This window comes from Halosimplex halophilum (genome assembly GCF_004698125.1).
GTDB classification, from domain to species: domain Archaea; phylum Halobacteriota; class Halobacteria; order Halobacteriales; family Haloarculaceae; genus Halosimplex; species Halosimplex halophilum.
This window is the reverse complement of record NZ_ML214297.1, coordinates 936,583-956,809: the sequence shown is the minus strand read 5'-3', so window position 1 is coordinate 956,809 and position 20,227 is coordinate 936,583. Positions and strand designations below refer to the sequence as shown.

The window sequence follows — 20,227 nt, the reverse complement described above, 5'->3', positions numbered from 1 at the left end:
CTATCGATTCCGATAGTTCGGGCACAGCCATTTTATCGTCGGCCCGCGAAGTCGGGACGATTTACGGCGCTCCCCATGACAGAGACCTTCTACGACCGTCTCGGCGTCGACGAGGACGCGACGACCGAGGAGATCGAGGACGCCTACCGGGCGGCCATCAAGCGGGTCCACCCGGACGTGAGCGACGAGGTCGACGCGGGGGAGCGCACGAAACGGCTCAACAAGGCCAAGCGCGTGCTGACCGACGACGAGGAGCGCGCCAGGTACGACCGCCTCGGCCACGCGGCTTACACCGGGGAGGGGACGCCCGACGCCGGGTCGACCCGGACGGCTGCCGGGGACGGTGACGCCGGATCGGACGAGGCGTCCACGGCCCAATCGCGGCCGGGCGGCCCCGACCCGGGCACCGAAGCGGGGCGAAGCGGGGACGACGGTCGTCGGAGCGGGTCGGACCGGGCTTCGACGGGCGAGAGCACGTGGCGCGGGTCACAGCAGCGCGGGCGACGGGCGGGCGGCGGGCGGTCCGCGCGGGGGACCGACCGGCGCCGTCGCGAGCGAGCGCGAGGGCGCGAGCGCGGGCGAGGTGACGGCCGTGCGACGAGTGCGGACCCGTCGGGTGGGACGACCCGGTCGACGACCGGGTCGACGGGGCCGTCGTGGCAGTCCAGCGGGCGGACGGCCGGTCGGAGCGCCGGCGCGAGCGGGGACTCGCCCTCGGCGCAGCGGCAGGCGGCCGCGGGCGCTTCGGACGGACCGAACGCCGACTGGTCGTGGAACTCGTGGGACGCAACCGGCGCCTGGGCCGTTCGTAACGGCCCCGACAAGGGTCGCGGGCTCCGGCTCAGCCGGCTGTTCCCGGTCGACCAGTCGGTCGTCCTGCTGGTATCGACGTTCGTCTGTTACCCCTTCTTCGTCGCCGCGACGCTGTACCCCGCCTTTCCGCTCGTCGCACGGGTGGTCGTCGGCGTCTGCACGCTGCTGACCGTCGCCTACCTGCTGTCGATCCCGGAGGCCGCGATCCTCGTCTTCGGCCTCTGGAGCGTGGTCGTGCCGATACTCCTGCTCGCGCTCCCGGCACTCAGCGTCTTCTCGCTGGCCGGGGTGATCGGCCTGACCGCGACGTGGGTCCCGCTCGGGATGTCCGTCCTGACGTTCACGCTCGTGCGGTCGTGAGCGGCCGCCCTACAGCTCGCGGGCGACCCGCTCGCGGACGCGCTCGTGTAGTCGCTCCCGGCGGCGGTGGCTCGCCTCGCCGTCGGTCCGCACCTCGACGACCTGCGTCCCGTCGGTGTCGAGCGACTCGCGGTAGGCCGCCGCGAAGTCGTCGATGTCGGTCGCGCGGCGGAACGCCAGCCCGTACAGGTCCGCCGACGGCTCGAAGTCGAGGCCGTGGGGGGTAACGAACTGCTCGGTGAAGGGCGGGTCGAACTCCTCGATGGGCAGGATGTGGAAGATGCCGCCGCCGTCGTTGTTGATCAGGACGATCGTCGCGTCGACGCCGCAGCGGGCGACCGAGAGCAGGCCGTTCATGTCGTGGTAGTAGGCCAGGTCGCCGGTGACGACGACGAGCGGGTCGTCGGTGGCGCTCCCGGCGCCCAGCGCGGTGCTGGTGATCCCGTCGATGCCGCTGGCGCCGCGGTTTCCCAGCACGGTGAGCTCCGCGGGCCGGGGCCGTCCGAAGCGGTCGCAGTCCCGGACCGGCATGCTGTTTGAGACGAACACCGTCGCGGGGTCCGGCGCGCCGGCGACGACTTCCGAGAGGACGGCCCCCTCGAACAGTTCGTCGTCGGCAGCCTCGTCGACGAGGTCCCAGTGGGCCGTCTCCGCGCGCTCGAACCGCCGGCGCCACGCCGCGGCGGCCCCTTCCGCGGTGTCGCCGCTGGCACCGTCGAGGGCCGACCGGTCGTCGACCCGCTCGGCCAGCGCACCGGCGGTCCCACTGGGATCGGCCTCGACGTAGTCGGTCGCGGTGAACTCCGCCTCGGGCCAGTCGCCGGCCGGGTCGACGACGACCTGCCGGGCGTCGGCGTCGCGCAGAAACCGCCGGAGTACCTTCGACGTGGGCGAGGCGCCCACCCGGAGGACCACGTCGGGGTCGGGCCAGCCGTCGGCGTCGAGATACGAGTCGTAGCCGCCCGCGACGAGGTGGTCCTCGACCAGCGGCCCGTAGCGGAGCCCCGACAGCGGGTCGGCCAGCAGCGGGAAACCGGTCGCGTCGAGCAACTCGGCGACCGCTTCCGGGTCACAGCGGCCGGGGTTCAGCGGGCCGGCGACGACCAGGCCGCGGTCGGCCGATTCGAGGGCGGCCGCGATGTCGGCCATCGCGGCGTCGTCGGGTTCGACCCGGCCGGCCGTCGTCCTGACGAACGGGCCGTCCCGGCCCTCGACGGCCAGCGGTGCATCGTCTGCCAGCGAATCCGGTACGTCGCCGGGTTCCTCGGTCGGTTCGAGCGGCTTGGCGACCGGGACGTTGAGGTGGACGGGCCCGGGGTTCGCGCCGGTCGTCTTCGCGACGGCGCGGTCGGCGGCCACCCGGAGCGACCGGAGCCGCCGGGGTTCGGGCGCGGGTTCGGGCAGGGTCTTGTACCACCGGACGGCGTCGCCGTAGAGCTGCTCCTGGTCGACGGTCTGGTTGGCGCCGCTGTCGACCAGTTCGGCCGGGCGGTCCGCCGTGAGCACCAGCAGCGGGACCCGCGACTGGCTGGCCTCGACCACGGCCGGGTGGTAGTTGGCGGCGGCCGTCCCGGAGGTGCAGACGACGGCGGTCGGCTCGCCGGTGCGGCGGCCGCGGCCGAGCGCGAAGAAGGCCGCCGACCGCTCGTCGAGGACGGAGTACGTCTCTATGTCGTCGTGTTCGGCCAGTGCGACCGTCAGCGGCGTCGAGCGGCTCCCCGGCGAGACGACGGCACCGGTGACGCCGCTCTTCGCGAGTTCGTCGACGAGCGTCCGGCCCCACAGCGTCGCGCGGTTCGGTGCGGTCATTCGAGCGCGTCGAGGACCGGTCGGTACTTCAGCTGTACCTCGTCCCACTCGCGGTCGGGGTCGCTGTCGCCGACGATGCCGTTACCGGCGAACAGCGTCGCCCGTCGGCCGGCCGCGACCGCCGAGCGGATGGCGACCGCGAACGTGCCGTCGCCCTCGGCGTCGAACCACCCGACCGGCGAGGCGTACCAGCCGCGGTCGAACGCCTCGGTCTCCTTGATCGTCTCCAGCGCCTCGTCGGGCGGGAGGCCGCCGACGGCCGGCGTCGGGTGCAGCGCCTCGACCAGCGAGAGGACGTGGTCGTCCTCGGCGAGTTCGGCCGTCACCGGCGTCTGGAGGTGCTGGACCGTCGCCAGCCGGCGCACCGTCCGGTCGCCCGTCGAGATCGACGTGGCGTAGGGGTCCAGTTGCGTCTTGATCGCCTCGACGACGAGGTCGTGCTCGTGGCGGTCCTTCTCGCTGTCCTGCAGCTCGCTGGCGAGCCACTCGTCCTCCTCGGGCGTGTCGCCCCGGCCGGTCGACCCGGCCAGCGCCTCCGTCCGGACGGTCCGGCCGTCCCTGCTGATCAGCCGCTCGGGCGTCGCGCCGAAGAACTGGCCGCCGCCCTCGGGCGCGACGAGGAAGCGGAAACAGTCGGGGTAGGTCGCCGAGAGCCGTTCGTACACGCCGGGGATCGACAGCTCGTCGCGCAGGTCGACGGTCAGCGCCCCCGCGAGGACGACCTTCCGGAGCGTCCCGCGGCGGATGCGCTCGACGGCCGCCTCGACCTGCCGGCGCCAGCCGGCGTCGTCGGGCGTGAACGTGCGGCGTTCGATACCGGGTCCGGATTCGGGGGGCGCGTCGTCGAGGGCCTCGACCCGGTCGGTCCACTCCTCGAGCCGCGCTTCGGCCTCGGCGGCCGCCGACGGCCCGGTGGCGGTCGCGACGACCCAGGTCGAGTCCTCGTCGGTCCGGACGACCTGGACGGCCGGGAGCACGAACTGCGCGTCGGGGAAGCCGTCCCACGGCGAGTCCCCCGAGTCCTTGTCGCCCTCGTGGAACGCGAAGCCGCCGAACAGGCGCGGCCGTGCGGCCCGGGGCAGGTCGGCGGCGACGGTGCGGCCGGCGAACAGCGACTCGCCGGCGCGCCGGACGCGGTCGAACCGGTCGGGGCCGTCGGCCGTGATCGTCGCCGCCGACCCGCCGGCGGCGACCCGCTGACCGCCCTCCGACCAGGCGACCGTCGGCCGCGGGAGTTCGCCCAGCACGGTCCCGACCGCGACGCCTTCCACCTCGCGCCCGCGCGTCGCGATGGTCGTCTCGTCGGGTTCGACCGACGACTCGTCACCACGGGGAAGTTCCATCTCCAGGCGCTTAGGACCGTACGCCTTTCAGCCTAACTACTTCGGACCGCCCCGCCGAACCCCGCCGGAACGACCGACCCGGCCCGGTCGTGTCGGCGCTCCGCCCGGCCACCGACCGGACCGCCCCGATTCGACCGCTGTGCCGTGATCGGTTCGGCTATCACCCCCGCCAAACTTAAATACCCCCTTCCCGAACCAACGGAACGATCCGATGCCCAAGGTAGACCTCACGATCCCCGAACACCTCGAGATGCGTATCGCCCAGCTCGTCGAGCAGGGCGAGTTCCTCAACCGGGAGGAGGCCATCGAGGACCTGCTCTCGACGGGGCTGAAGGCGTACAAGACGAGCGGCCCGATGGACGACGACGACGAGGCGGGGAGCGGCTACGAGGACGACGGCATGATGGGCCACGAGGACGAGTACGTTTTCTGACCCTGGTGGTTCGTGTGACCCTCTGACGGACAACCGTTAAACCGGCGGTTCACATAGGGACGCCCATGCACAAGGACGAGCTCCTCGAACTCCACGCGCAGATGCTCACGATCAAGGACTACTTCGCCGGGCTCGAAGACGTCGACGAGACGCTGTTCGACGCCTACGAGGAACTCGACGTGACCCCCGAGGACGTCCACAAGTCCAAGAGCGAGCACAAACACGCCGTGTTCGTCCTCGGCAACGCCCTCGCGACCGCCATGAGCGAGGACGAGTTCTCCGACGCCGGCCGCGTCGGCAAGCGCATGAAGGAACTCGCCGAGGACGCCGAGAAGAAGCTCTGAGCGGTCGACGCGCCGACGACGCCCGACGGTCCCGTCCAACTGCTCGTCTCTCTCTCTCGTCTCGCCGGTGTCTTCTTTTCCCGTCCGTGCCACTGGATCGCATGGACGTTGCTTCGTTCGACGGCGACCGCGACGCGATCGGCTGTGACCTGGACGACCGCGGCCGCCTCGCGGTCACGATCGACCGACCGGACAGCCTGAACGCCATCGACGACGCCGTCCGCGATGGCGTCGTCGGCCTCCTGCGCTCGGTCGATACCGAGCGTGTCCGCTGTGTCACCTTCGAGGGTGCCGGCGACCGGGCGTTCAGCGCCGGCGCCGACGTCGACAGCGTCGCCGACCGGACGCCCGCCGAAGCGATGGACGTGACGCCGATGTACGAGGTCGTCGCCGACTACCCCCGCCCGACGCTCGCCGCGATCCGGGGCTACTGCCTCGGCGGTGGCCACGAACTCGCGCTCGCCTGCGACATGCGCGTCGCCGCGACCGACGCGGAGTTCGGCTTCCCGGAGATCGGCCTCGGTCTCGTCCCGGGCGGCGGCGGCACCCAGCGCCTCGTCCGCCTCGTCGGCGAGGGCCGCGCGAAGGAACTGGTCTTCCGCGGCAACCGCATCGACGCCGAGCGGGCGGCCGACTGGGGGCTCGTCAACCGCACCGTCCCGCCGGAGGAACTCGACGACCTCGTCGAGTCGTACGTCGACGACCTCGCGAACGGGCCGCCGCTGGCGCTGAAGGCCGCCAAGCGCGTCGTCGACGCCGCCGAGGACAGCAGCCTCGCGGCGGGGATGGCCATGGAGAGCCAGGCCTTCGGCTTCCTGACCACCACCGAGGACTTCGCGGAGGGCCGGGCGGCCTTCCGCGAGGACCGCGAACCCGAGTTCGAGGGCGAGTGAGCCGCGTCATCGGCGGTCCGCCGGCTTCTCGCGCTCCGGGACCCACGTGAGTCGGCCGAGTGCGCGCCGGCATCGCCGGGCGGTCCCGGCGGGCCCCCACTGGAAGGCGAGGACGTACGCGGCCAGCAGCGCGAACAGCTGGTCGAGCGACGACGGCAGCACGGCCTCGAATGCGAGTTCGACGACCAGCAGCGCCGGGAGCTGGGTGACCACGAAGGCGGCGAAGAACGCGACCGACCGTGCCGCATCGGGCCGGTTGTCCGTCGCTTCGGCGAGCGCGATCGGGACGGCACCGGCCACGAGCACCGTCTCGCTCGTCGACAGCCCGAACGGATAGCCCGCCGGTCCGGCGACGGCCGCAGCGGCGCTCCCGACCGGCAAACCGACGAACACGAACGCGACGAGCAAGCCCCCGAGACCGCGGGACTGGTCCGACGGGCTACGCTCGCTTTCCATCGGTCACGGGTCCTCACCGACGCGGGGTAAGCCTTGTGTCGACGACACGTTCGGGCGTACCGCGGTTCGGGACGTTCGGGATTCTGCCGACTGTTCGAATTCCCACGTGCAGACGAGCATCCGCGCGCTGTGCGCGCGGTTCACCGGACGCGAGGGGGCGGAGCGAGCGAGTCGTCCGGCTTTTTCCCCAAGTTTTTCCGGCGGAGGATCCCCGCAGCGCGCCGAAGGCGCGCGAGGAACTCTCCGCTGCAAAAAGTGGTACGGGCGTGGCGGGATTCGAACCACGCCCGAGAACCTGCGCCGGAGGCGCAGAACCTCGGTCTGCTTCGAACTCCGGGCCCGCTCGCTCCTCACGTCCGTTCGTCGCAGAGCGGGCGTGGCGGGATTCGAACCGGAGCCAGACGTGCTCGCTCGTTGCACTCGCTGCGCGCGACTGGCAGGGTTCGAATCGCGGTCCGGTTCGTTCGACAGTTCGCTTCGCTCACTGTCGGAACTGCACGGGCGTGGCGGGATTCGAACCCGCGATCGAGGGGTTAGGAACCCCTCGCCCTGTCCCCTAGGCCACACGCCCTACCGGGGACAGCGGGCGCCGGGAGAAAGAACCTTGCTGTTGCTCACCGGCGCAGAGAGCGGGGAGAACGGAACCGTCAGTTGCTCGACGACGACGAGTCCGAGGAGTCGATCGCGCCCTCAGTCTCGCGCTCGGCCTCGGTCTTGAGGATCTCGCCGTCCTCGTCGACGATGTTGCCGTCGTCGTCGATGGTCGCGCCCTCTTTCATCTCCTCGAGCTCCTGCTCGACCTGCTCGCGACCCTTCTGGAACTCGCCCATGGCCTGGCCGGTCGACCGCGCGAGCTTCGGGATCTTGTTGGCGCCGAACAGCAACACGGCGATCAACAGGATCACGATCAGTTCCGTCCCGCCCGGCATACCCCCGACGGGGAACAGGGGGATGAGTGTGTCCATCATCTCTACCCGACGCTTACTCGACGCCAATTATAACCTTTTTGGCCTGCATAGCGCGGCAAGAAGGTCAGACGGCGATATATACGGCAAAATCGTCGCTCCCTGAAGCGCGCGTGTATAGCGTGCATAGCGCGCCAAACTTGTGCCTGTCGGATGCAATGGCACCCCGTGAACCGCATGGCGCGATAGGGACTACTCCGCCGTCCACCAGAAGCCCGGTGTCTCCACTAACTCGGAGCCCGGTGTCGGGAGGTGCGTCGGCATGAGCGTCTTCGAGCGGTTCGAGACGCCTGACGGCCCGACGTGCGGGTGTCTGGGCTGTACCGAGCCCGCGGCGAAAGTGATCGACCACCCCGAGCACGGCGAGCGCGTCGTCTGCGAGGACGACGTGGGCGACTACGAGGTGGTCCGGGATGTCTGAGGACGGGTTCACCGACGTTGCCGCCCCGTCCGCCGGCGGCCCGGACAACGACGACCCGCTGCTCGCGGACGTGCCCGCGATCTTCGATGAGGGAACGTTCGTCCTCGTCGGCTGCGGCGCCGCGAAGCGCGACCCCGACGACGCGCTCGACGTGCACGAGGCAGTCGTCGGTCCTGACGAGACCGTCGGCCCCAGCTGGTCCGACGAGACCGGGCCGGCATGGAGGGCGAAGGACCTCTACACGAGCACCTACTTCGGCGTCAAGCGGGACTTCGCGGAGATGGCAACCCAGTGGGCTCGCCAGCGCGACGGCTGGGCGTGGTCGATCCTCTCGGCCGAACACTACATCCTCCCACCGTGGGAGCCGGTCAAACCCTACGACACGACTATTGACGACCTCGGCGACGATCACACCAACGACGACCACCTCACCGACTTCCCGTACCAGCGCCGGCCGGACGGTCAGCCGCTCGTCACCGAGCTGGACAAGTGGGTCTACATGGTCGCCGTTGGCCTCCAGCGCTGGCTGACCATGTTCGACGGCATCGCGTCACCGCACGGGGGTGGGACGCTGCGGAACCTCATCGTCCTCGCCGGCAAGGACTACGTCGAGCCGCTTCGGGAGCGCGGCGCCTTTGACGGCCTCGGGAACATCCGCGAGGGCTGCCAGCGGATCCAGGTCGAACCGACGTTCCTGTTCGAGGAGATCGACGCCGACGGCATCGGCGAGCAGATGGCCTGGATGTCCGACGCGATGAGCCAGGTCGAGGGACGCGGCACCGAGACCGAGCAGGTCACCCTCGGGGAGGTCGGTAGCGATGACTGACGACCAGCCCGACGTGACCCCGGAGGACGCCCTGCAGGTCGCCCAGCGGGCGCTCGCGAAGGTCGGCGACCTCGAAGACCGCGTCGAGGACCAGCAGGACGCGATCGACGACCTCCAGAGCGAACTCACCGCGGTCTCGCTGCGCGTCTCCGAGTTCGACGACGATCGCGAGTACGACCAGTTCACCCGCGACGACAAGGTCGGGAAGGTCCGCGAGTACGGCTTCCGCCGGGCCGACGAGGGCCACGGCCGGACGAAACTCGACTACAAGGACATCAAGTGGAGCGTCTTCGAGGGCGAGCCCTCGCCGGCGCACTGCTACACGCTGATGGAGCTGGCTGCCTCGGCCCAGGGCTTCGAGCACCGCGACCCCGACGACGGCAACGAACACCTCGCGGTCACCGCCGCCGAGGCAAAGCGCGGACCGGCGTTTTATTCCGCGAAAAAAGACGCCGCCGAGGAGGGGCGCTCAGGATGACGCATCACGAGCGCGGCATCCCACCGCCGTTGTACTCAGTGTAGTTTAGAGCAAGTGCGGTTGTGTAAGCAAGGTTTCCGTAGCTGCGGGAATCTCGGCTCAGCACGCCTCGCACTTGCGGTTTCGAGAGGCGAATCGGGTGGAAACCGTTTATTCGCGGAATAAAACCCACGCGGCTGACATCACGATGGCAACCAACGCATCACACGACACGGCGGACAGCCCCGAACTGGTCGAGTTGTTCCTCGACCTCTACCGGGACTACTACCGGGACGAGGTCGGGACGCTCGCCCAGCGGTACCCGCAGGAACAGCAGGCGCTGAACATCGACTACCACGACATCTTCCGGCTCGACCCGGACCTGGCGGACGACTACCTCGCCCACCCCGAGGAAGTCCGCGAGTACGCCGAGGACGCGCTCGTGCGGTACGACCTCCCGGTGGATGTCGACCTCTCGGGCGCACACGTCCGCGTCCACAACCTCCCGGCCGACAAGACGCACTTCCCGGGGGAGTTCTCGCCGACCGACGCCGGCGGCAAGTACCGGACGATCCGCGGGGACGTGCTCGTCTCAACGGACACCTACTCGAAGGTCCAGCGGGCGGCTTTCGAGTGCAAGCGCTGCGGGACGCTGACCCACATCCCGCAGACGGACGGCGATTTTCAGGAACCCCACGAGTGCTCGGGCTGTGAGCGCCAGGGTCCATTCCGCATCAACCACGACAAGTCGGAGTTCATCGACGGCGAGACGATCCAGCTGCAGACGCCCCCGGAGGTCGCGACGGGCACCGGCCGGACGCTGCAGGTGTTCGTCGAGGGCGACCTCACCGACCGCGTCGAGATGGGCGACCGGGTCGCGATCTCCGGCGTGGTCCACCTCAACCAGCAGTCGGAGGGGCGCAACAAGATGACCGGCAAGTTCGAGCCCTACCTGGAGGGGCACCACATCGAGATCGAGGAGGCCACGCAAGCCGACCTCGATATCGACGCGGACATGCGGGCCCGCGTCGACGAGCTGGCCAGCGGCGCGGAGGGCGACCCGCTGACGGTCGCCGCGGAGTCGTTCGCGACGGACGTGTACGGCTACGAGACGGAAAAGAAGGCGCTCATCCTGGCGGTCGTCGGTGGTGCCACCAACACGCCGGGGATCCGCGGGAAGTTCCACGTCCTGCTCATCGGCGACCCGTCGACCTCGAAGTCCCAGCTCATCAACGCCACGAACGTGCTGGCGGTCCGGTCGATCGCCGTCTCCGGGCAGCAGTCCTCGTCGGCGGGGCTGGTCTCGACGGCGACCCAGGGCGAGTTCTCCGACGGGCGCTGGACGCTGTCGCCGGGGGCGTTCGTGAAAGCGAACGAGGGCGTCGTCACGATCGACGAACTCGACGACATGGCGCCGGAGGACCGCAAGGCGATGCTGGAGCCGATGGCCAACCAGAAGGTGAGCGTCTCGAAGGCGGGGATCAACGCCACGCTGTCCACGCAGACGGCGGTGACGGCGGCTGCGAACCCGAAGTACTCGCGGTTCGACCCGTACGAGCCGCTCGACGAACAGTTCGGCTTCGACTCGAACCTGCTGTCGCGGTTCGACCTCGTGTTCACGTTCAAGGACCGGCCCGACGAGACCAACGACGGCGAGGTCGCCGACCACGTCACGCAGTATCGCGACGCGAAGGTGCGCCAACACCGCGGCGAGGAGATCCCGCCGGCCCAGCAGGAGACAATCGACCGGCCCGTCGACGACGAGACGCTGCGGACGTGGCTGGCGCTGGCGAACCGCCAGCCCGACCCCGTCTACGAGAGTGACGCCGTCCGGGAGCAGCTCCGGGACAGTTTCGTGACGCTCCGCGGAGCGAACGGGTACAGCGAAGATGCGGAGGTGCCGGTGACGTTCCGGAAGCTGCCCGGCGTCGAGCGGGTGGCCCGCGCCCACGCGAAACTGGAGTTCTCGCCGGTCATCACCGAGCGTCACGCCAAGGCGGCGATGAACCTCGTCGGCGAGTCGATGAACGACTACCAAAAGACCGAGGACGGGACGCTCGACGCGGACATCTCCGAGACGGGCGAGTCGAAAGACCAGCGCGACCGCAAGAAAGCGCTCGTCTCGTACATCCAGGACCTGCAGGCGGAACACGACGGCGAGGCGCCCCGGGAGGCGGTCGTCGAGGCGATGGCCGAGGAGGGCTACGAGGCGGACTGCGTCGAGAACGACATCCAGACGCTGCTCAACGAGGGCCAGGCGATCGAGCCGTCTGGCCCCGGCTCGCTGAAGTACATCGGGGGGTACTGACGATGGCGGACGACGTTACATCCACGGGCGATACTGACCGAATCTGCCTCGATCTGTTCGCTGGTCTTGGCGGGTTCTCTGCGGCCTTCCAAGACGCCGACGGCTGGGAGGTCGTCACTGTCGACTTGGAAGACCGATTCGACCCGGACATCCAGGCGAACGTATTGGAGGTCACCCCGGCAGACCTGCCAGACGCGGACGTGATCCTCGCAGGACACCCCTGCGACGTGTTCAGCAAGGCAGCCGCGTGGCAGAACCACTGGGACGAGAACGGAAACCCGCAGACGGAGAAATCGCGTCGGCATCTGACGATGCTATACCACACGCTTGGGCTCATCAAGGCGATCGCGCCCGAGTACTGGTTCCTCGAAAATCCCGAGGGGCATATGCGGCGGTTCCTCGGCGAGCCGACTGGATCGGTGACCTACTGCCAGTACGGCGAGAAGTACCGCAAGCCGACCGACCTGTGGGGAAAACACCCGCCCGGGATGGCCTATCGTCGCTGCTCAAACGGCGACGACTGCCATCTGTCGAAGGGGAGCCGCGAAGAGGCAGGTTGTGGTAACCACCCGGCCCAAGCACTTCCACGCGACCCGGCAGAGAGGGCGAAGGTTCCGCGGGAGCTCTCGGAGTCGATCCTCAAAGCTGTCGAAGGCCGGGCAGAACAGCAGACTTTATTCGCGGCCGCAGGCGGTGGAAACGACCGGTCACTACACACGGATACTGAACAGTCGGAGGGGTCGGAGTGAGCACCGAGGAGACCCGCGCCGACCGCAAGGACCGCTACGAGCGCGTCCTCGGCGCCGTCCACCACAACACGGGCGAGGTCCAGCACCCGGGCTGTCGCCCCTACGAGATCCGGCTAATCCTCTGTGCCCACGCGAACTACCCCGTCGAGGGCATCAACAAGGCGATCCGCGCCGCCGTCGAGAACGACGACCTCTACCGCTGGACCGACGCGACGGGCAAGGAGCGCCTCACCCGCGCGACCAAGGACGACCTCCGCGGCGTCGCCGAGTACTGGGCTGCCCACGGCGACCAGCAGCGCCTCGAAGCGGTCAACCAGGCCATCGAGCAGGTCCGGGCCGACACGGGCCTGCCGGGGGACCGATGACCGACCAGTCGGACCACACCGACGACGTGCAGATCGAGGGCGAGGTCCTGACGGCCTACGAGCTGGCCGACCGACTCCTCTCCGACCGCGTCGTCGCGGCGACGCTGGCCGCGCAGGGCCCGGCGACCTATCAGGAGATCTCGGACGCGACGGGCATCCCCACGCGAACGGTCAAGGACGCCGTCCGCCGCCTCCGAGAGGACGACCTCGCCACGACTGAAAAGGATCCGACCAATCCCCGGGGCACACGCCACCGGCTGACCCTGTGGGCCGAGCGGTGATTGCACGCAAACCGACCGTTTACAAGGCCAGCCCGACCATTTCGTGCCAAGCTGTCGACGAGACAGTCCACGGTCCGGGGTCGAGCCGCCGCGACGACACCTCGGGTCGAGCCGATAGCCGTTGTTTTCCCCATCCGTTCCCCTGACACCCATGGCGACCACAGAAACCACCCAGCCATCGCTGACCCTGACCGCCTCGGGCGACCGTGCGCTCGCGTTTTTCGAACGCAGGATCTGGCACGACGGCCACATCTGTTCGGGCTGTTTCGCCCGGCTGCGCCGGTCGACCACCGACGAGCACGGCGACTGGGGCGAGACGACCGAGCAGACCTGGCGCACCGACGACGCCGTCGACGGCCACGACGTGCTCGCGAAGGGCACGGTCGGCGTCGAGACGACGCGTCACCCCGCTGACGGGAAGGTCACCGGCACCGCACCCAAACGCGAGTCCACGTCGACGTACCACGTCGTCCCGCGGACGACCTGCGGGGAGTGCGGGTCGGTCGGCGGCCGCGCGGGTTCGGAGACGCTGTCGACCGGGGAGGCCATCGACCGCGTCCCGCGACTCGTCGAACGGCTGCGCGAGCAGGGCTTCGCCGTCGACGCCGACCGGGTGTTCGACGTGGTCCGCCACCTCAAGACGACGCCCGACCGGGCCAGCGACGACAAGCGCATCTTCGCGACGGCGGCCGCGATGGGCGTCGAGTCCGCACGACCATGAGCACGCAGCAAGTCCAGGCGACGATCGCTGGCCGGACGGTCTCCGCCGAGATCGTCGCCCGCGAGCCCACCGCGGACTACGGCGCCGGGCCCCGGGACGAACTCGTGCTCGACGTGGACGGGTCGACCTGGCGCGTCGACGAGGACGACCTGGAGTGACGCACGGGCCCCGATGACGCCTGTCCTGGGTAGGGGCAGCACGTCCGAGACGCCGAGGGGCGTACCGAGGCCACGCCGAGGTGCGAGGCTCACGAGCGGCCACTACATGCTCGTCGTCGAGACGGACGACCTGCGACCGCGGCAGTTGCTGTCAGACACCCGCTTTCAGCTGTACGACCGGCGGTTCCGTACACCCGGCCGCATCTGTCGTCACAAGATGGCGTCGCGAGGCCCTATCGGCTCCCGGGACAACTGGGAGACGGGCTACCCGCGGCGTCCCGGGGAGCATCTCCCCGGGGGCGACCTTTTGGATGACTCCATGGCGACTTCAAAGACCCAACCACTCCGCCAACAGCTGCGGGAGTGCAACGACCGCGCCGACCGCCGACTGAGGGACCACGTAGGAATGAGCTTTCGCACGTTCAAGGTACTCAAGGCCACGACCCAGCTCGTCGGGATGATCGGCGGCGTCTACGCGATGAAACAAGGCGTCGACCCTTGGTGGGCGCTCGCGATGATGGCGTTCATCTGGGGCGGTCCCGAGGGCATCGAGATCCTCCTCGAATCTGGGGGCGCCAACAGCACCGAGTGACCATGTCGCTGATCCCATCGAGCACTGACGAGTCCGAGACCGAGCGCGACGGGCTGTTCTCGACACTCCGGGAGGTCCACGCCGGCATCGTCGGGCTGGCCGTCGGCGTCACGGTTGCGCTGACCAGCTCGTACGAACTCGCCGGGCTGTTCGTCTTCGCCGCGCTCGGGACCAAGCTCAGTTCGACCAGCCGGCTCGAAGACATCCGCCGGGAGCCCTGGTACGCGCTGGGGATGTTCCTCGTCGGACTCGTGGCGACGCTGGTACTCCACGGATGACCGCCGAACACCCCGAGCGCCCGGTCGACGGCGGCCACTCCGACGCGGACATCCGGCGGGCGTTGGAGCAGATCGACGCCGAGGCCGCCGAGCACAACGGCGACTACGCGGCCGGGATCCGACTCGGCCGCCTCATCGCCGAGGAGGAACTACTGGGATGACCGACGACGAGATCTGCGGCCACGAGACGCCGTCGGGTCCGTGCCAGAACCCGCCCACCGAGGGCGACCACTGCTGGATCGAGTCCCACGGCGGCCACGTCGACGGCCACGGCCGCCCCTCGAAGCTCGACGAGCACGAGGACGACATCCTCGAAGCCGCGAAAGAGGGGCTCACCTACGAGGGGATCGCCCGTGTCGCCGGCGTCGGCGTCTCCACGCTGCACGAGTGGCGCGACGACTACGACGATTTCTCGGAGTCGCTCGAACGCGCGCGAAGCGAAGCCGAGCGCGAACTCATCCAGGACGTGGATCCGGAGTTCGTCCTTGAGCGCTCGTACGGCTACGTCAAGACCGAGAAGCGCGAGGTCGACCTCGACGCCGATGTTGACAGCACCCACGACGTGACCGCGGACTTCGTCACCTACAGCCCGGACGAGGAGGACGACGATGGCGACGAGTGACGCCGGCGACCAGGGCACACCGCTCCAGCCGGCGCCGCAGTACTCCGTCCACGAGACCCAGCGCGAGGTGCTCCAGTCCGACGCCCGCTACCGCGTCTGCCGGTGGGGCCGCCGCGCCGGCAAGAACGTCACCGGCGCCATCGACGTGGTCGAGTACTGCCGGCGGCCCTGGGCGTCGCAGTGGGGGCCGGACGACCCGCAGAAAGTCCTCGTCTGGTGGGTCGGCCCGACCTACGACCAGGCCCTCAAGCACGGCTTCGAGAAGGTCAAGAGCGCGGTCCCCAACGCCTGGATCGCCAGCAGTGGCCGGTCCGAGCCGTACTACATCGAGTTCGTGAACGGGGCCCGCGTCGAGTTCCGCACCTTCGACAAACCGGAGTCCCTGCAGGGCGAGGGCGTCGACCGGATCGTTCTCGACGAGGCCGACCAGATGCGCGAGGGGATCTGGTACGGCGACCTCGAACCGATGCTGCTGGACTCCCGTGGGTGCGCGCTGTTCATCTCGAAGCCCTACCGGCCGCGCTCGTGGTTCCACCGCTTCTACGACTACGGCCAGTCGGCCGACTACCCCGAGTACGCCTCGTGGCACGCCACCAGCGCGGACAACCCGTTCCTCGCCGAGGATCCCGAGGACAAGCGGGGGACCGTCCCGCCGCACCTGTTCGAGCGGGAGTACCTCGCCGAGCTGCCCGACGACGGCGGCCAGGTGTTCCGCGACCTCGACGACAAGCTGTTCACCGGCGACTACGAGGTGACCGTCGAGCGCGAGCACGACCCCAGCGGGGAGTTCATCGGCGAGCTTCGGCGCTCGGTCGACGCCGTCACGACGCCGGTCGCGATCGGTGCCGACTTCGCGCGGTCGCGGGACTACCGCGTCACCGCCGCACTCGACGCCGCCGGCGACCTGGCCTACTACCACCGTGCTCGCAACGAGTCCTGGGACGGGATCGAGGACCACCTCCGCGGCGTTTACGACACCTACGGCGGGATCCTCCTGCCCGACGCCTCCCGCGACAACAAGATCGTCGCCGACCTCGCCGGCGCCGGCGTCCGGGTCTCCCCGGTGTCGTTCAGCCCGAAGACCAAGAAGCAGCTCATCGAGACACTGGCGACGCTCGTCGAGACGGGCGAGCTGTCGGTCCCCGACGTGGAGGCGCTCGACCAGCTCCACCTCGAACTTCGGCAACTACAGGAGGATGTCTCGGAGTCGGGCTACACGCGGTACCACGCCCCCGACGACGGGTACGACGACAGCGTCGATGCGCTGGCGCTGGCGGCCTCGAAGTTCGACCGCATCAGCCGGTCGGCCAGCCGGCGGGCGTCACGCGATGACACTGATACTGGAGTGAGCACGATATGAGCTCGGACACAGCTGACGACGGCCAGAAGGTAGCGATCAACGTCGAGGGCGTCGGCGGCGGGCCCGCGCTCTCGAAGGTGGACAGCAGCACGCAGCTGCCCGACCGCCGGATCCGGACGCGGGGACACGGAATCCGCCCGCCGTACAACCCCGACCGGCTGGCGTCGTTCCTGGAGTTCAACGAGACGCACGCGACGGCGGTCCGCAAGAAGTCCCGGTACGAGGTCGGGTTCGGGTTCGACATCGTCCCGGCGTCCGGCCTCGACGCCGAGGAGGCCGACGACCAGCAGCGGGCGGTCGCCGAGGACTTCTGGCGTGGGTCCGATTCGAAGTGGCTCACGGCCCCCCAGCAGAAGGCCGAACCCGTCTCCCCCGAAGAGGTCAAGGAACTCGCCCGGCAGGACCACCACTCGATCGGCTGGGAGTGTCTGGAGGTGCTCACCAACGCCGAGGGTGTCCCGGTCGGGCTGGCCCACGTGCCGGCGAACACGGTCCGGGTCCGCAAGCCCCAGGCACAGTTCGACCAGCCGCGCCACCCCGAGGATGGGCGGTTCGTCGACGGCGAGGTCGCCGAGCACGCGAGCCGGGGGTACGTGCAGGTGCGCGACGGCCGCCGGCGCTACTTCGGTCAGTTCGGCGACCGCTACCGTGGCCGTGAGCCCACCATCCAGGGCGGCGAGGGCGACCCGACAGTCACCTACACGAACGACCCGGACGACGACCGCGAGCCGCTGTTCGTCGATCCCGAGTCGGGCGACGTGGCCGTTGGCGACGCGGGCCAGCTGGACAACGGGCCCGCGAACGAACTCATCTTCATCCGCAACCCCTCGCCCATCGAGCAGGACTACGGCGTCCCCGACTGGGTTTCGGCCATCCGGACGATGTCGGCCGACGAGGCGGCGAAAGACTACAACCGCGACTTTTTCGACAACGACACGATCCCGCGGTTCGTCATCAAGGTGATCGGCGGCGAGCTCTCCGAGGAGTCGCGGCGCGACCTCAAGCAGATGCTCGACGGGCTCCGTGAGGAGTCCCACCGCGCCCTCATCTTGGAGGTCGAGAAGTTCCTCGATTCGGAGATCGACGAGGAAGTCGACATCGAACTGGAGCCGCTGGGGCAGGGCATCAGCGAGGAGATGGACTTCCGGGAGTTCCGGAAAAAGAACGAGCACGAGATCGCGAAGGTCCACGAGGTGCCACCGATCCTCATCGGCGTGACTGAGACATCGAACCGGTCGAACTCCGAGGCGCAGGTTCAGGACTTCGCGCGGAACGTCATCGCGCCGGAGCAGCACAAGTTCGCCCAGCGGCTGTACGCCACCATCCACCAGACCGCCCTCGGTGTCGACGACTGGACCATCGAGTACGAGCTGCGCGGCGCCGACCAGCCCGAGCAGGACGCCAAACTGGCTGAGCAACGGGTCCGGTCGATGCGCCTGGCCGGCGTCGGGCTGGTCAACGAGGCGCGCGAAGAGCTCGGCCTCGAACCGTTCCCGGAGGACGACCCGCGAAGCGACATGACGCTCGCCGAGTTCGAGGCCGAGGTGGGCGACGACGGCGGCGGCGAGACCGAGGCCGCCCGCGCCCTCGACGAACCACCCGAAGACCACAAGATCGGCGAGCGGGAGTGGTCAGCAGTCGAGGCCGACCTCGCGACCAAGGACGCCATCGAGACGGCGCAGTTCGACAGCAGCAACCTCGACGAGGGGCTCTACGACTACGACGAACAGGAACTGTACCTCTCGTTCAAGCGCGAGGAAGGCCAGAACAGCCTCTACGCCTACGTCGACGTGCCGGCGACGGAGTGGTCGGGGCTGACCAGCGCGTCGAGTCACGGCTCCTACCACTACGACAGCATCCGGCTGGAGTTCCCGTACATCGAGATCACGAACTTCCACGACCGGCTGCCCGAGGGCCCGGCGCCGGCCGCCGACGAGGTTCCTGACGACGTGCCGTCCGACATCTGACGACGGCCTGCCGATGACCCGGGGAGCGCCCGACTCCCCCGCGCGAGGCACGACCGGGCACTGACTACGAGACCATGAGCGACAACGACAGCAAGCGCGGCAGCAAGCGTGGCGTCCTCGGCACCGGTCGTGCCCAGCAGCTCGACAAGACCAGGGACGCCGACGCGGACGCCGCCGACGAGGACGACGAACAGAATGGGGGCTGACGGATGCCCCCCATGAAGACCAAGAAGTCCGACGGGCCCAGCGCCATCCGGAAGGATGTCGAGTGGGTCGCGAAGGACGACGACGAGCAGGTCGCCACCGGGATCGTCATGGTCCCGGACAAGGCCGACCTGCAGAACGACTTCGTCCGCGAGGACCAGATCCGCGCGTTCGCCGAGCAGTTCGAGAACTTCGAGAGCGTCGGCGAGGCCGGCGGCGGCATCATGCACGCCGTCTTCCCCGACGACTGGCTCGACCTCGAACGGAACGAGGTGCTCGACGAGCCGGAGACGATCGGCGGGGAGACGGCGCCGGCCGGCGCGTGGGTCCAGTCGTGGAAGTACAACAACGACGACCTCTGGCAGCTCGTCGCCGACGGGATCCTCGCCGGCTACTCGGTCGGCATCGACAGCGTCCGCTGGGACGGCCCCTACGAGCAGGACGACGACGCCGTCGACGATGTCGAGGTGCCGCCGGAGATCGGCGACGAGGAACTCATCTGGCGGATCGTCGAGGGGATCATGCGCGAGGTGTCGACCGTCGACATCCCCGCGGTCCCCGACGCGGAGATCCTCTCGAAGGACGACGCCGAAAAGCGACTCGGCGACTACCTCGGCAACCGCGACGGCTTCATCGAGGAGGCGATGGAGCGCGGCCACAGCGAGGCCGAGGCTGAGCGGATGTGGGATGTCCTCAACGAGGCCGCCGACCTCGAAGGCGCCGGCCAGCCGGGTGAGAAGTCAGACAACCCGATCACCCGCGCCGGCAGGGCGTTCCTCTCGGCACTCTCCGGCGGCGACGCTGGGGAGGGTGGCGCGAACGTCGCCGAGACGCCCGACGCCGACCCACGCGGGGCGTCGAAAGAGGGCCGCACGCTCTCGCAGGCGAACCGCGAGTCGGCGATGGCCGCCGTCGACGCGAACCTCGACATCCTGCACGACGCCGGCGTCGGCGAGGACATGATGCGGTTCACCGACCGCGACGACGTGGACTTCGACCTCTCGGAGCACGATGCCCGTGAGGCGGTCGGCGACCACGACGAGGACGACGAGGGCGACGGGGAAGCGGATGCCAACTACGCCGCCGGCGGCGACACGCCGGACGACGACACCACCATGAGCGACAACCCCAACGACGGCGAGGGTGAGAAGTCCCTCGCCGAGCAGAACGCTGAACAGATCGACGACCTGAGCGACAAGGTCGACGAGATCCACCGCGCCATCACCGGCGAGGAGAAGACCCGCGAGATCGAGATCGGCGGCGAGACCGTCGAGGTCTCCGAGTCCGAGCTCAAGGCCGCGCTCGGCGTCGAGGAAGAGGCGGCCGGCGGCGACATCGAGGAGCTGCAGTCCGAGATCAAGTCCCTCGAACAGCGGGTCAACACCATCGCCGAGCAGGGCGGGGCCAGCGGGCAGGTCCGCTCGGCCGCGACCGGCGACGGCGGTGAGGGTGACGACAAGCTGAGCCAGGTCGGCGAGCTACTTTCCTGAGGTGTTCAACAC

The 20,227-nt window shown here is 69.3% G+C and carries 24 protein-coding genes, 1 tRNA gene and 1 pseudogene; 21 read left to right on the top strand and 5 right to left on the bottom strand.

Annotation, left to right across the window (positions count from 1 at the left end; translation table 11 throughout):
- Positions 1-75: 75 nt before the first annotated feature.
- Positions 76-1,173, top strand: a complete 1,098-nt coding sequence (locus E3328_RS04825) for a J domain-containing protein (protein ID WP_135363473.1) — start codon at positions 76-78, stop codon at positions 1,171-1,173.
- A 9-nt stretch (positions 1,174-1,182) separates the two neighbouring features.
- Here E3328_RS04825 and menD read toward each other — a convergent pair whose 3' ends face one another.
- Together menD and E3328_RS04815 are read right to left on the bottom strand one after the other, a co-directional pair.
- Complete coding sequence (menD, locus tag E3328_RS04820; protein WP_135363472.1) at positions 1,183-2,982, bottom strand: 2-succinyl-5-enolpyruvyl-6-hydroxy-3-cyclohexene-1-carboxylic-acid synthase; 1,800 nt, start codon at positions 2,980-2,982, stop codon at positions 1,183-1,185.
- Positions 2,979-4,325 carry an isochorismate synthase gene (locus E3328_RS04815; protein WP_135363471.1) on the bottom strand — a complete coding sequence of 449 codons (1,347 nt, stop codon included), beginning with the start codon at positions 4,323-4,325 and terminating at the stop codon, positions 2,979-2,981. The genes menD and E3328_RS04815 overlap by 4 nt, the downstream gene beginning before the upstream one ends.
- Positions 4,326-4,536: 211 nt before the next feature.
- On the opposite strand from E3328_RS04815, the gene E3328_RS04810 reads away from it, so the two are divergent.
- The 3 genes and pseudogenes from E3328_RS04810 to E3328_RS04800 all read left to right on the top strand — a co-directional run.
- Positions 4,537-4,758, top strand: coding sequence for a ribbon-helix-helix domain-containing protein (locus E3328_RS04810; RefSeq protein ID WP_135363470.1), 222 nt, complete (start codon positions 4,537-4,539; stop codon positions 4,756-4,758).
- Between the two features lie 65 nt (positions 4,759-4,823).
- Complete coding sequence (locus E3328_RS04805) at positions 4,824-5,102, top strand: UPF0058 family protein (protein ID WP_135363469.1); 279 nt, start codon at positions 4,824-4,826, stop codon at positions 5,100-5,102.
- 122 nt (positions 5,103-5,224) lie between these two features.
- Positions 5,225-5,995 (top strand): annotated as a pseudogene (locus E3328_RS04800) (enoyl-CoA hydratase/isomerase family protein); the annotation flags it as partial.
- A gap of 6 nt (positions 5,996-6,001) precedes the next feature.
- On the opposite strand, the gene E3328_RS04795 reads toward E3328_RS04800, so the two are convergent.
- From E3328_RS04795 to E3328_RS04785, 3 genes are all read right to left on the bottom strand, one after another.
- A complete protein-coding gene (locus tag E3328_RS04795) occupies positions 6,002-6,451 on the bottom strand; it encodes a hypothetical protein (RefSeq protein WP_135363467.1) in 450 nt (149 codons plus the stop codon).
- Between the two features lie 498 nt (positions 6,452-6,949).
- A tRNA-Arg gene (locus tag E3328_RS04790) sits at positions 6,950-7,022 on the bottom strand.
- Positions 7,023-7,098: 76 nt separating this feature from the next.
- Positions 7,099-7,419: a Sec-independent protein translocase subunit TatA/TatB gene (locus E3328_RS04785; RefSeq protein WP_135363466.1), complete on the bottom strand. Its 321-nt coding sequence runs from the start codon at positions 7,417-7,419 to the stop codon at positions 7,099-7,101.
- A 259-nt stretch (positions 7,420-7,678) separates the two neighbouring features.
- On the opposite strand from E3328_RS04785, the gene E3328_RS21775 reads away from it, so the two are divergent.
- The 17 genes from E3328_RS21775 to E3328_RS04720 all read left to right on the top strand — a co-directional run bounded on the left by E3328_RS21775 (position 7,679) and on the right by E3328_RS04720 (position 20,215).
- Entirely contained in the window at positions 7,679-7,837 is a 159-nt protein-coding gene (locus tag E3328_RS21775) for a hypothetical protein (RefSeq protein WP_167837253.1), read from the top strand.
- Entirely contained in the window at positions 7,830-8,663 is an 834-nt protein-coding gene (locus E3328_RS04780; RefSeq protein WP_135363465.1) for a DUF6884 domain-containing protein, read from the top strand. Before E3328_RS21775 ends, E3328_RS04780 begins: the two co-directional genes overlap by 8 nt.
- The gene (locus E3328_RS04775) at positions 8,656-9,141 is read left to right on the top strand and encodes a hypothetical protein (protein ID WP_135363464.1); all 486 of its coding nucleotides are present in this window, start codon (positions 8,656-8,658) and stop codon (positions 9,139-9,141) included. Before E3328_RS04780 ends, E3328_RS04775 begins: the two co-directional genes overlap by 8 nt.
- A 187-nt stretch (positions 9,142-9,328) precedes the next feature.
- Positions 9,329-11,428 carry a minichromosome maintenance protein MCM gene (locus tag E3328_RS04770; RefSeq protein WP_135363463.1) on the top strand — a complete coding sequence of 700 codons (2,100 nt, stop codon included), beginning with the start codon at positions 9,329-9,331 and terminating at the stop codon, positions 11,426-11,428.
- A 2-nt stretch (positions 11,429-11,430) separates the two neighbouring features.
- Positions 11,431-12,177: a DNA cytosine methyltransferase gene (locus E3328_RS04765; protein WP_135363462.1), complete on the top strand. Its 747-nt coding sequence runs from the start codon at positions 11,431-11,433 to the stop codon at positions 12,175-12,177.
- Positions 12,174-12,542, top strand: coding sequence for a hypothetical protein (locus E3328_RS04760; RefSeq protein ID WP_135363461.1), 369 nt, complete (start codon positions 12,174-12,176; stop codon positions 12,540-12,542). Before E3328_RS04765 ends, E3328_RS04760 begins: the two co-directional genes overlap by 4 nt.
- Entirely contained in the window at positions 12,539-12,823 is a 285-nt protein-coding gene (locus E3328_RS04755; RefSeq protein ID WP_135363460.1) for a helix-turn-helix domain-containing protein, read from the top strand. Before E3328_RS04760 ends, E3328_RS04755 begins: the two co-directional genes overlap by 4 nt.
- 151 nt (positions 12,824-12,974) lie before the next feature.
- Positions 12,975-13,544 (top strand): hypothetical protein, encoded by a 570-nt coding sequence (locus E3328_RS04750; RefSeq protein WP_135363459.1) that lies wholly within the window; start codon positions 12,975-12,977, stop codon positions 13,542-13,544.
- Positions 13,541-13,702 carry a hypothetical protein gene (locus E3328_RS21770; RefSeq protein ID WP_167837303.1) on the top strand — a complete coding sequence of 54 codons (162 nt, stop codon included), beginning with the start codon at positions 13,541-13,543 and terminating at the stop codon, positions 13,700-13,702. Before E3328_RS04750 ends, E3328_RS21770 begins: the two co-directional genes overlap by 4 nt.
- Before the next feature lie 406 nt (positions 13,703-14,108).
- Complete coding sequence (locus tag E3328_RS04745; RefSeq protein ID WP_135363458.1) at positions 14,109-14,294, top strand: hypothetical protein; 186 nt, start codon at positions 14,109-14,111, stop codon at positions 14,292-14,294.
- A gap of 2 nt (positions 14,295-14,296) precedes the next feature.
- Positions 14,297-14,572 (top strand): hypothetical protein, encoded by a 276-nt coding sequence (locus E3328_RS04740; RefSeq protein ID WP_135363457.1) that lies wholly within the window; start codon positions 14,297-14,299, stop codon positions 14,570-14,572.
- Positions 14,569-14,733, top strand: a complete 165-nt coding sequence (locus E3328_RS21765) for a hypothetical protein (protein ID WP_167837302.1) — start codon at positions 14,569-14,571, stop codon at positions 14,731-14,733. Before E3328_RS04740 ends, E3328_RS21765 begins: the two co-directional genes overlap by 4 nt.
- The gene (locus E3328_RS04735) at positions 14,730-15,194 is read left to right on the top strand and encodes a hypothetical protein (RefSeq protein WP_135363456.1); all 465 of its coding nucleotides are present in this window, start codon (positions 14,730-14,732) and stop codon (positions 15,192-15,194) included. Before E3328_RS21765 ends, E3328_RS04735 begins: the two co-directional genes overlap by 4 nt.
- Positions 15,181-16,554, top strand: coding sequence for a phage terminase large subunit (locus E3328_RS04730; RefSeq protein WP_135363455.1), 1,374 nt, complete (start codon positions 15,181-15,183; stop codon positions 16,552-16,554). The genes E3328_RS04735 and E3328_RS04730 overlap by 14 nt, the downstream gene beginning before the upstream one ends.
- Entirely contained in the window at positions 16,551-18,521 is a 1,971-nt protein-coding gene (locus E3328_RS04725) for a phage portal protein (protein ID WP_135363454.1), read from the top strand. Before E3328_RS04730 ends, E3328_RS04725 begins: the two co-directional genes overlap by 4 nt.
- A gap of 74 nt (positions 18,522-18,595) precedes the next feature.
- Positions 18,596-18,727 (top strand): hypothetical protein, encoded by a 132-nt coding sequence (locus E3328_RS22700; RefSeq protein WP_281275757.1) that lies wholly within the window; start codon positions 18,596-18,598, stop codon positions 18,725-18,727.
- Positions 18,728-18,739: 12 nt separating this feature from the next.
- A complete protein-coding gene (locus E3328_RS04720) occupies positions 18,740-20,215 on the top strand; it encodes an XkdF-like putative serine protease domain-containing protein (protein WP_209452132.1) in 1,476 nt (491 codons plus the stop codon).
- Positions 20,216-20,227 lie beyond the last annotated feature (12 nt).

Excerpts from the sequence above, each read along its gene's own strand:
- E3328_RS04825 (WP_135363473.1), top strand. The coding sequence starts at position 76 with ATGACAGAGACCTTCTACGACCGTCTCGGCGTCGACGAGGACGCGACG.
- menD (WP_135363472.1), bottom strand. The coding sequence starts at position 2,982 with ATGACCGCACCGAACCGCGCGACGCTGTGGGGCCGGACGCTCGTCGAC.
- E3328_RS04815 (WP_135363471.1), bottom strand. The coding sequence starts at position 4,325 with ATGGAACTTCCCCGTGGTGACGAGTCGTCGGTCGAACCCGACGAGACG.
- E3328_RS04810 (WP_135363470.1), top strand. The coding sequence starts at position 4,537 with ATGCCCAAGGTAGACCTCACGATCCCCGAACACCTCGAGATGCGTATC.
- E3328_RS04805 (WP_135363469.1), top strand. The coding sequence starts at position 4,824 with ATGCACAAGGACGAGCTCCTCGAACTCCACGCGCAGATGCTCACGATC.
- E3328_RS04795 (WP_135363467.1), bottom strand. The coding sequence starts at position 6,451 with ATGGAAAGCGAGCGTAGCCCGTCGGACCAGTCCCGCGGTCTCGGGGGC.
- E3328_RS04785 (WP_135363466.1), bottom strand. The coding sequence starts at position 7,419 with ATGATGGACACACTCATCCCCCTGTTCCCCGTCGGGGGTATGCCGGGC.
- E3328_RS21775 (WP_167837253.1), top strand. The coding sequence starts at position 7,679 with ATGAGCGTCTTCGAGCGGTTCGAGACGCCTGACGGCCCGACGTGCGGG.
- E3328_RS04780 (WP_135363465.1), top strand. The coding sequence starts at position 7,830 with ATGTCTGAGGACGGGTTCACCGACGTTGCCGCCCCGTCCGCCGGCGGC.
- E3328_RS04775 (WP_135363464.1), top strand. The coding sequence starts at position 8,656 with ATGACTGACGACCAGCCCGACGTGACCCCGGAGGACGCCCTGCAGGTC.
- E3328_RS04770 (WP_135363463.1), top strand. The coding sequence starts at position 9,329 with ATGGCAACCAACGCATCACACGACACGGCGGACAGCCCCGAACTGGTC.
- E3328_RS04765 (WP_135363462.1), top strand. The coding sequence starts at position 11,431 with ATGGCGGACGACGTTACATCCACGGGCGATACTGACCGAATCTGCCTC.
- E3328_RS04755 (WP_135363460.1), top strand. The coding sequence starts at position 12,539 with ATGACCGACCAGTCGGACCACACCGACGACGTGCAGATCGAGGGCGAG.
- E3328_RS04750 (WP_135363459.1), top strand. The coding sequence starts at position 12,975 with ATGGCGACCACAGAAACCACCCAGCCATCGCTGACCCTGACCGCCTCG.
- E3328_RS21770 (WP_167837303.1), top strand. The coding sequence starts at position 13,541 with ATGAGCACGCAGCAAGTCCAGGCGACGATCGCTGGCCGGACGGTCTCC.
- E3328_RS04745 (WP_135363458.1), top strand. The coding sequence starts at position 14,109 with ATGAGCTTTCGCACGTTCAAGGTACTCAAGGCCACGACCCAGCTCGTC.
- E3328_RS04740 (WP_135363457.1), top strand. The coding sequence starts at position 14,297 with ATGTCGCTGATCCCATCGAGCACTGACGAGTCCGAGACCGAGCGCGAC.
- E3328_RS21765 (WP_167837302.1), top strand. The coding sequence starts at position 14,569 with ATGACCGCCGAACACCCCGAGCGCCCGGTCGACGGCGGCCACTCCGAC.
- E3328_RS04735 (WP_135363456.1), top strand. The coding sequence starts at position 14,730 with ATGACCGACGACGAGATCTGCGGCCACGAGACGCCGTCGGGTCCGTGC.
- E3328_RS04730 (WP_135363455.1), top strand. The coding sequence starts at position 15,181 with ATGGCGACGAGTGACGCCGGCGACCAGGGCACACCGCTCCAGCCGGCG.
- E3328_RS04725 (WP_135363454.1), top strand. The coding sequence starts at position 16,551 with ATGAGCTCGGACACAGCTGACGACGGCCAGAAGGTAGCGATCAACGTC.
- E3328_RS22700 (WP_281275757.1), top strand. The coding sequence starts at position 18,596 with ATGAGCGACAACGACAGCAAGCGCGGCAGCAAGCGTGGCGTCCTCGGC.
- E3328_RS04720 (WP_209452132.1), top strand. The coding sequence starts at position 18,740 with ATGAAGACCAAGAAGTCCGACGGGCCCAGCGCCATCCGGAAGGATGTC.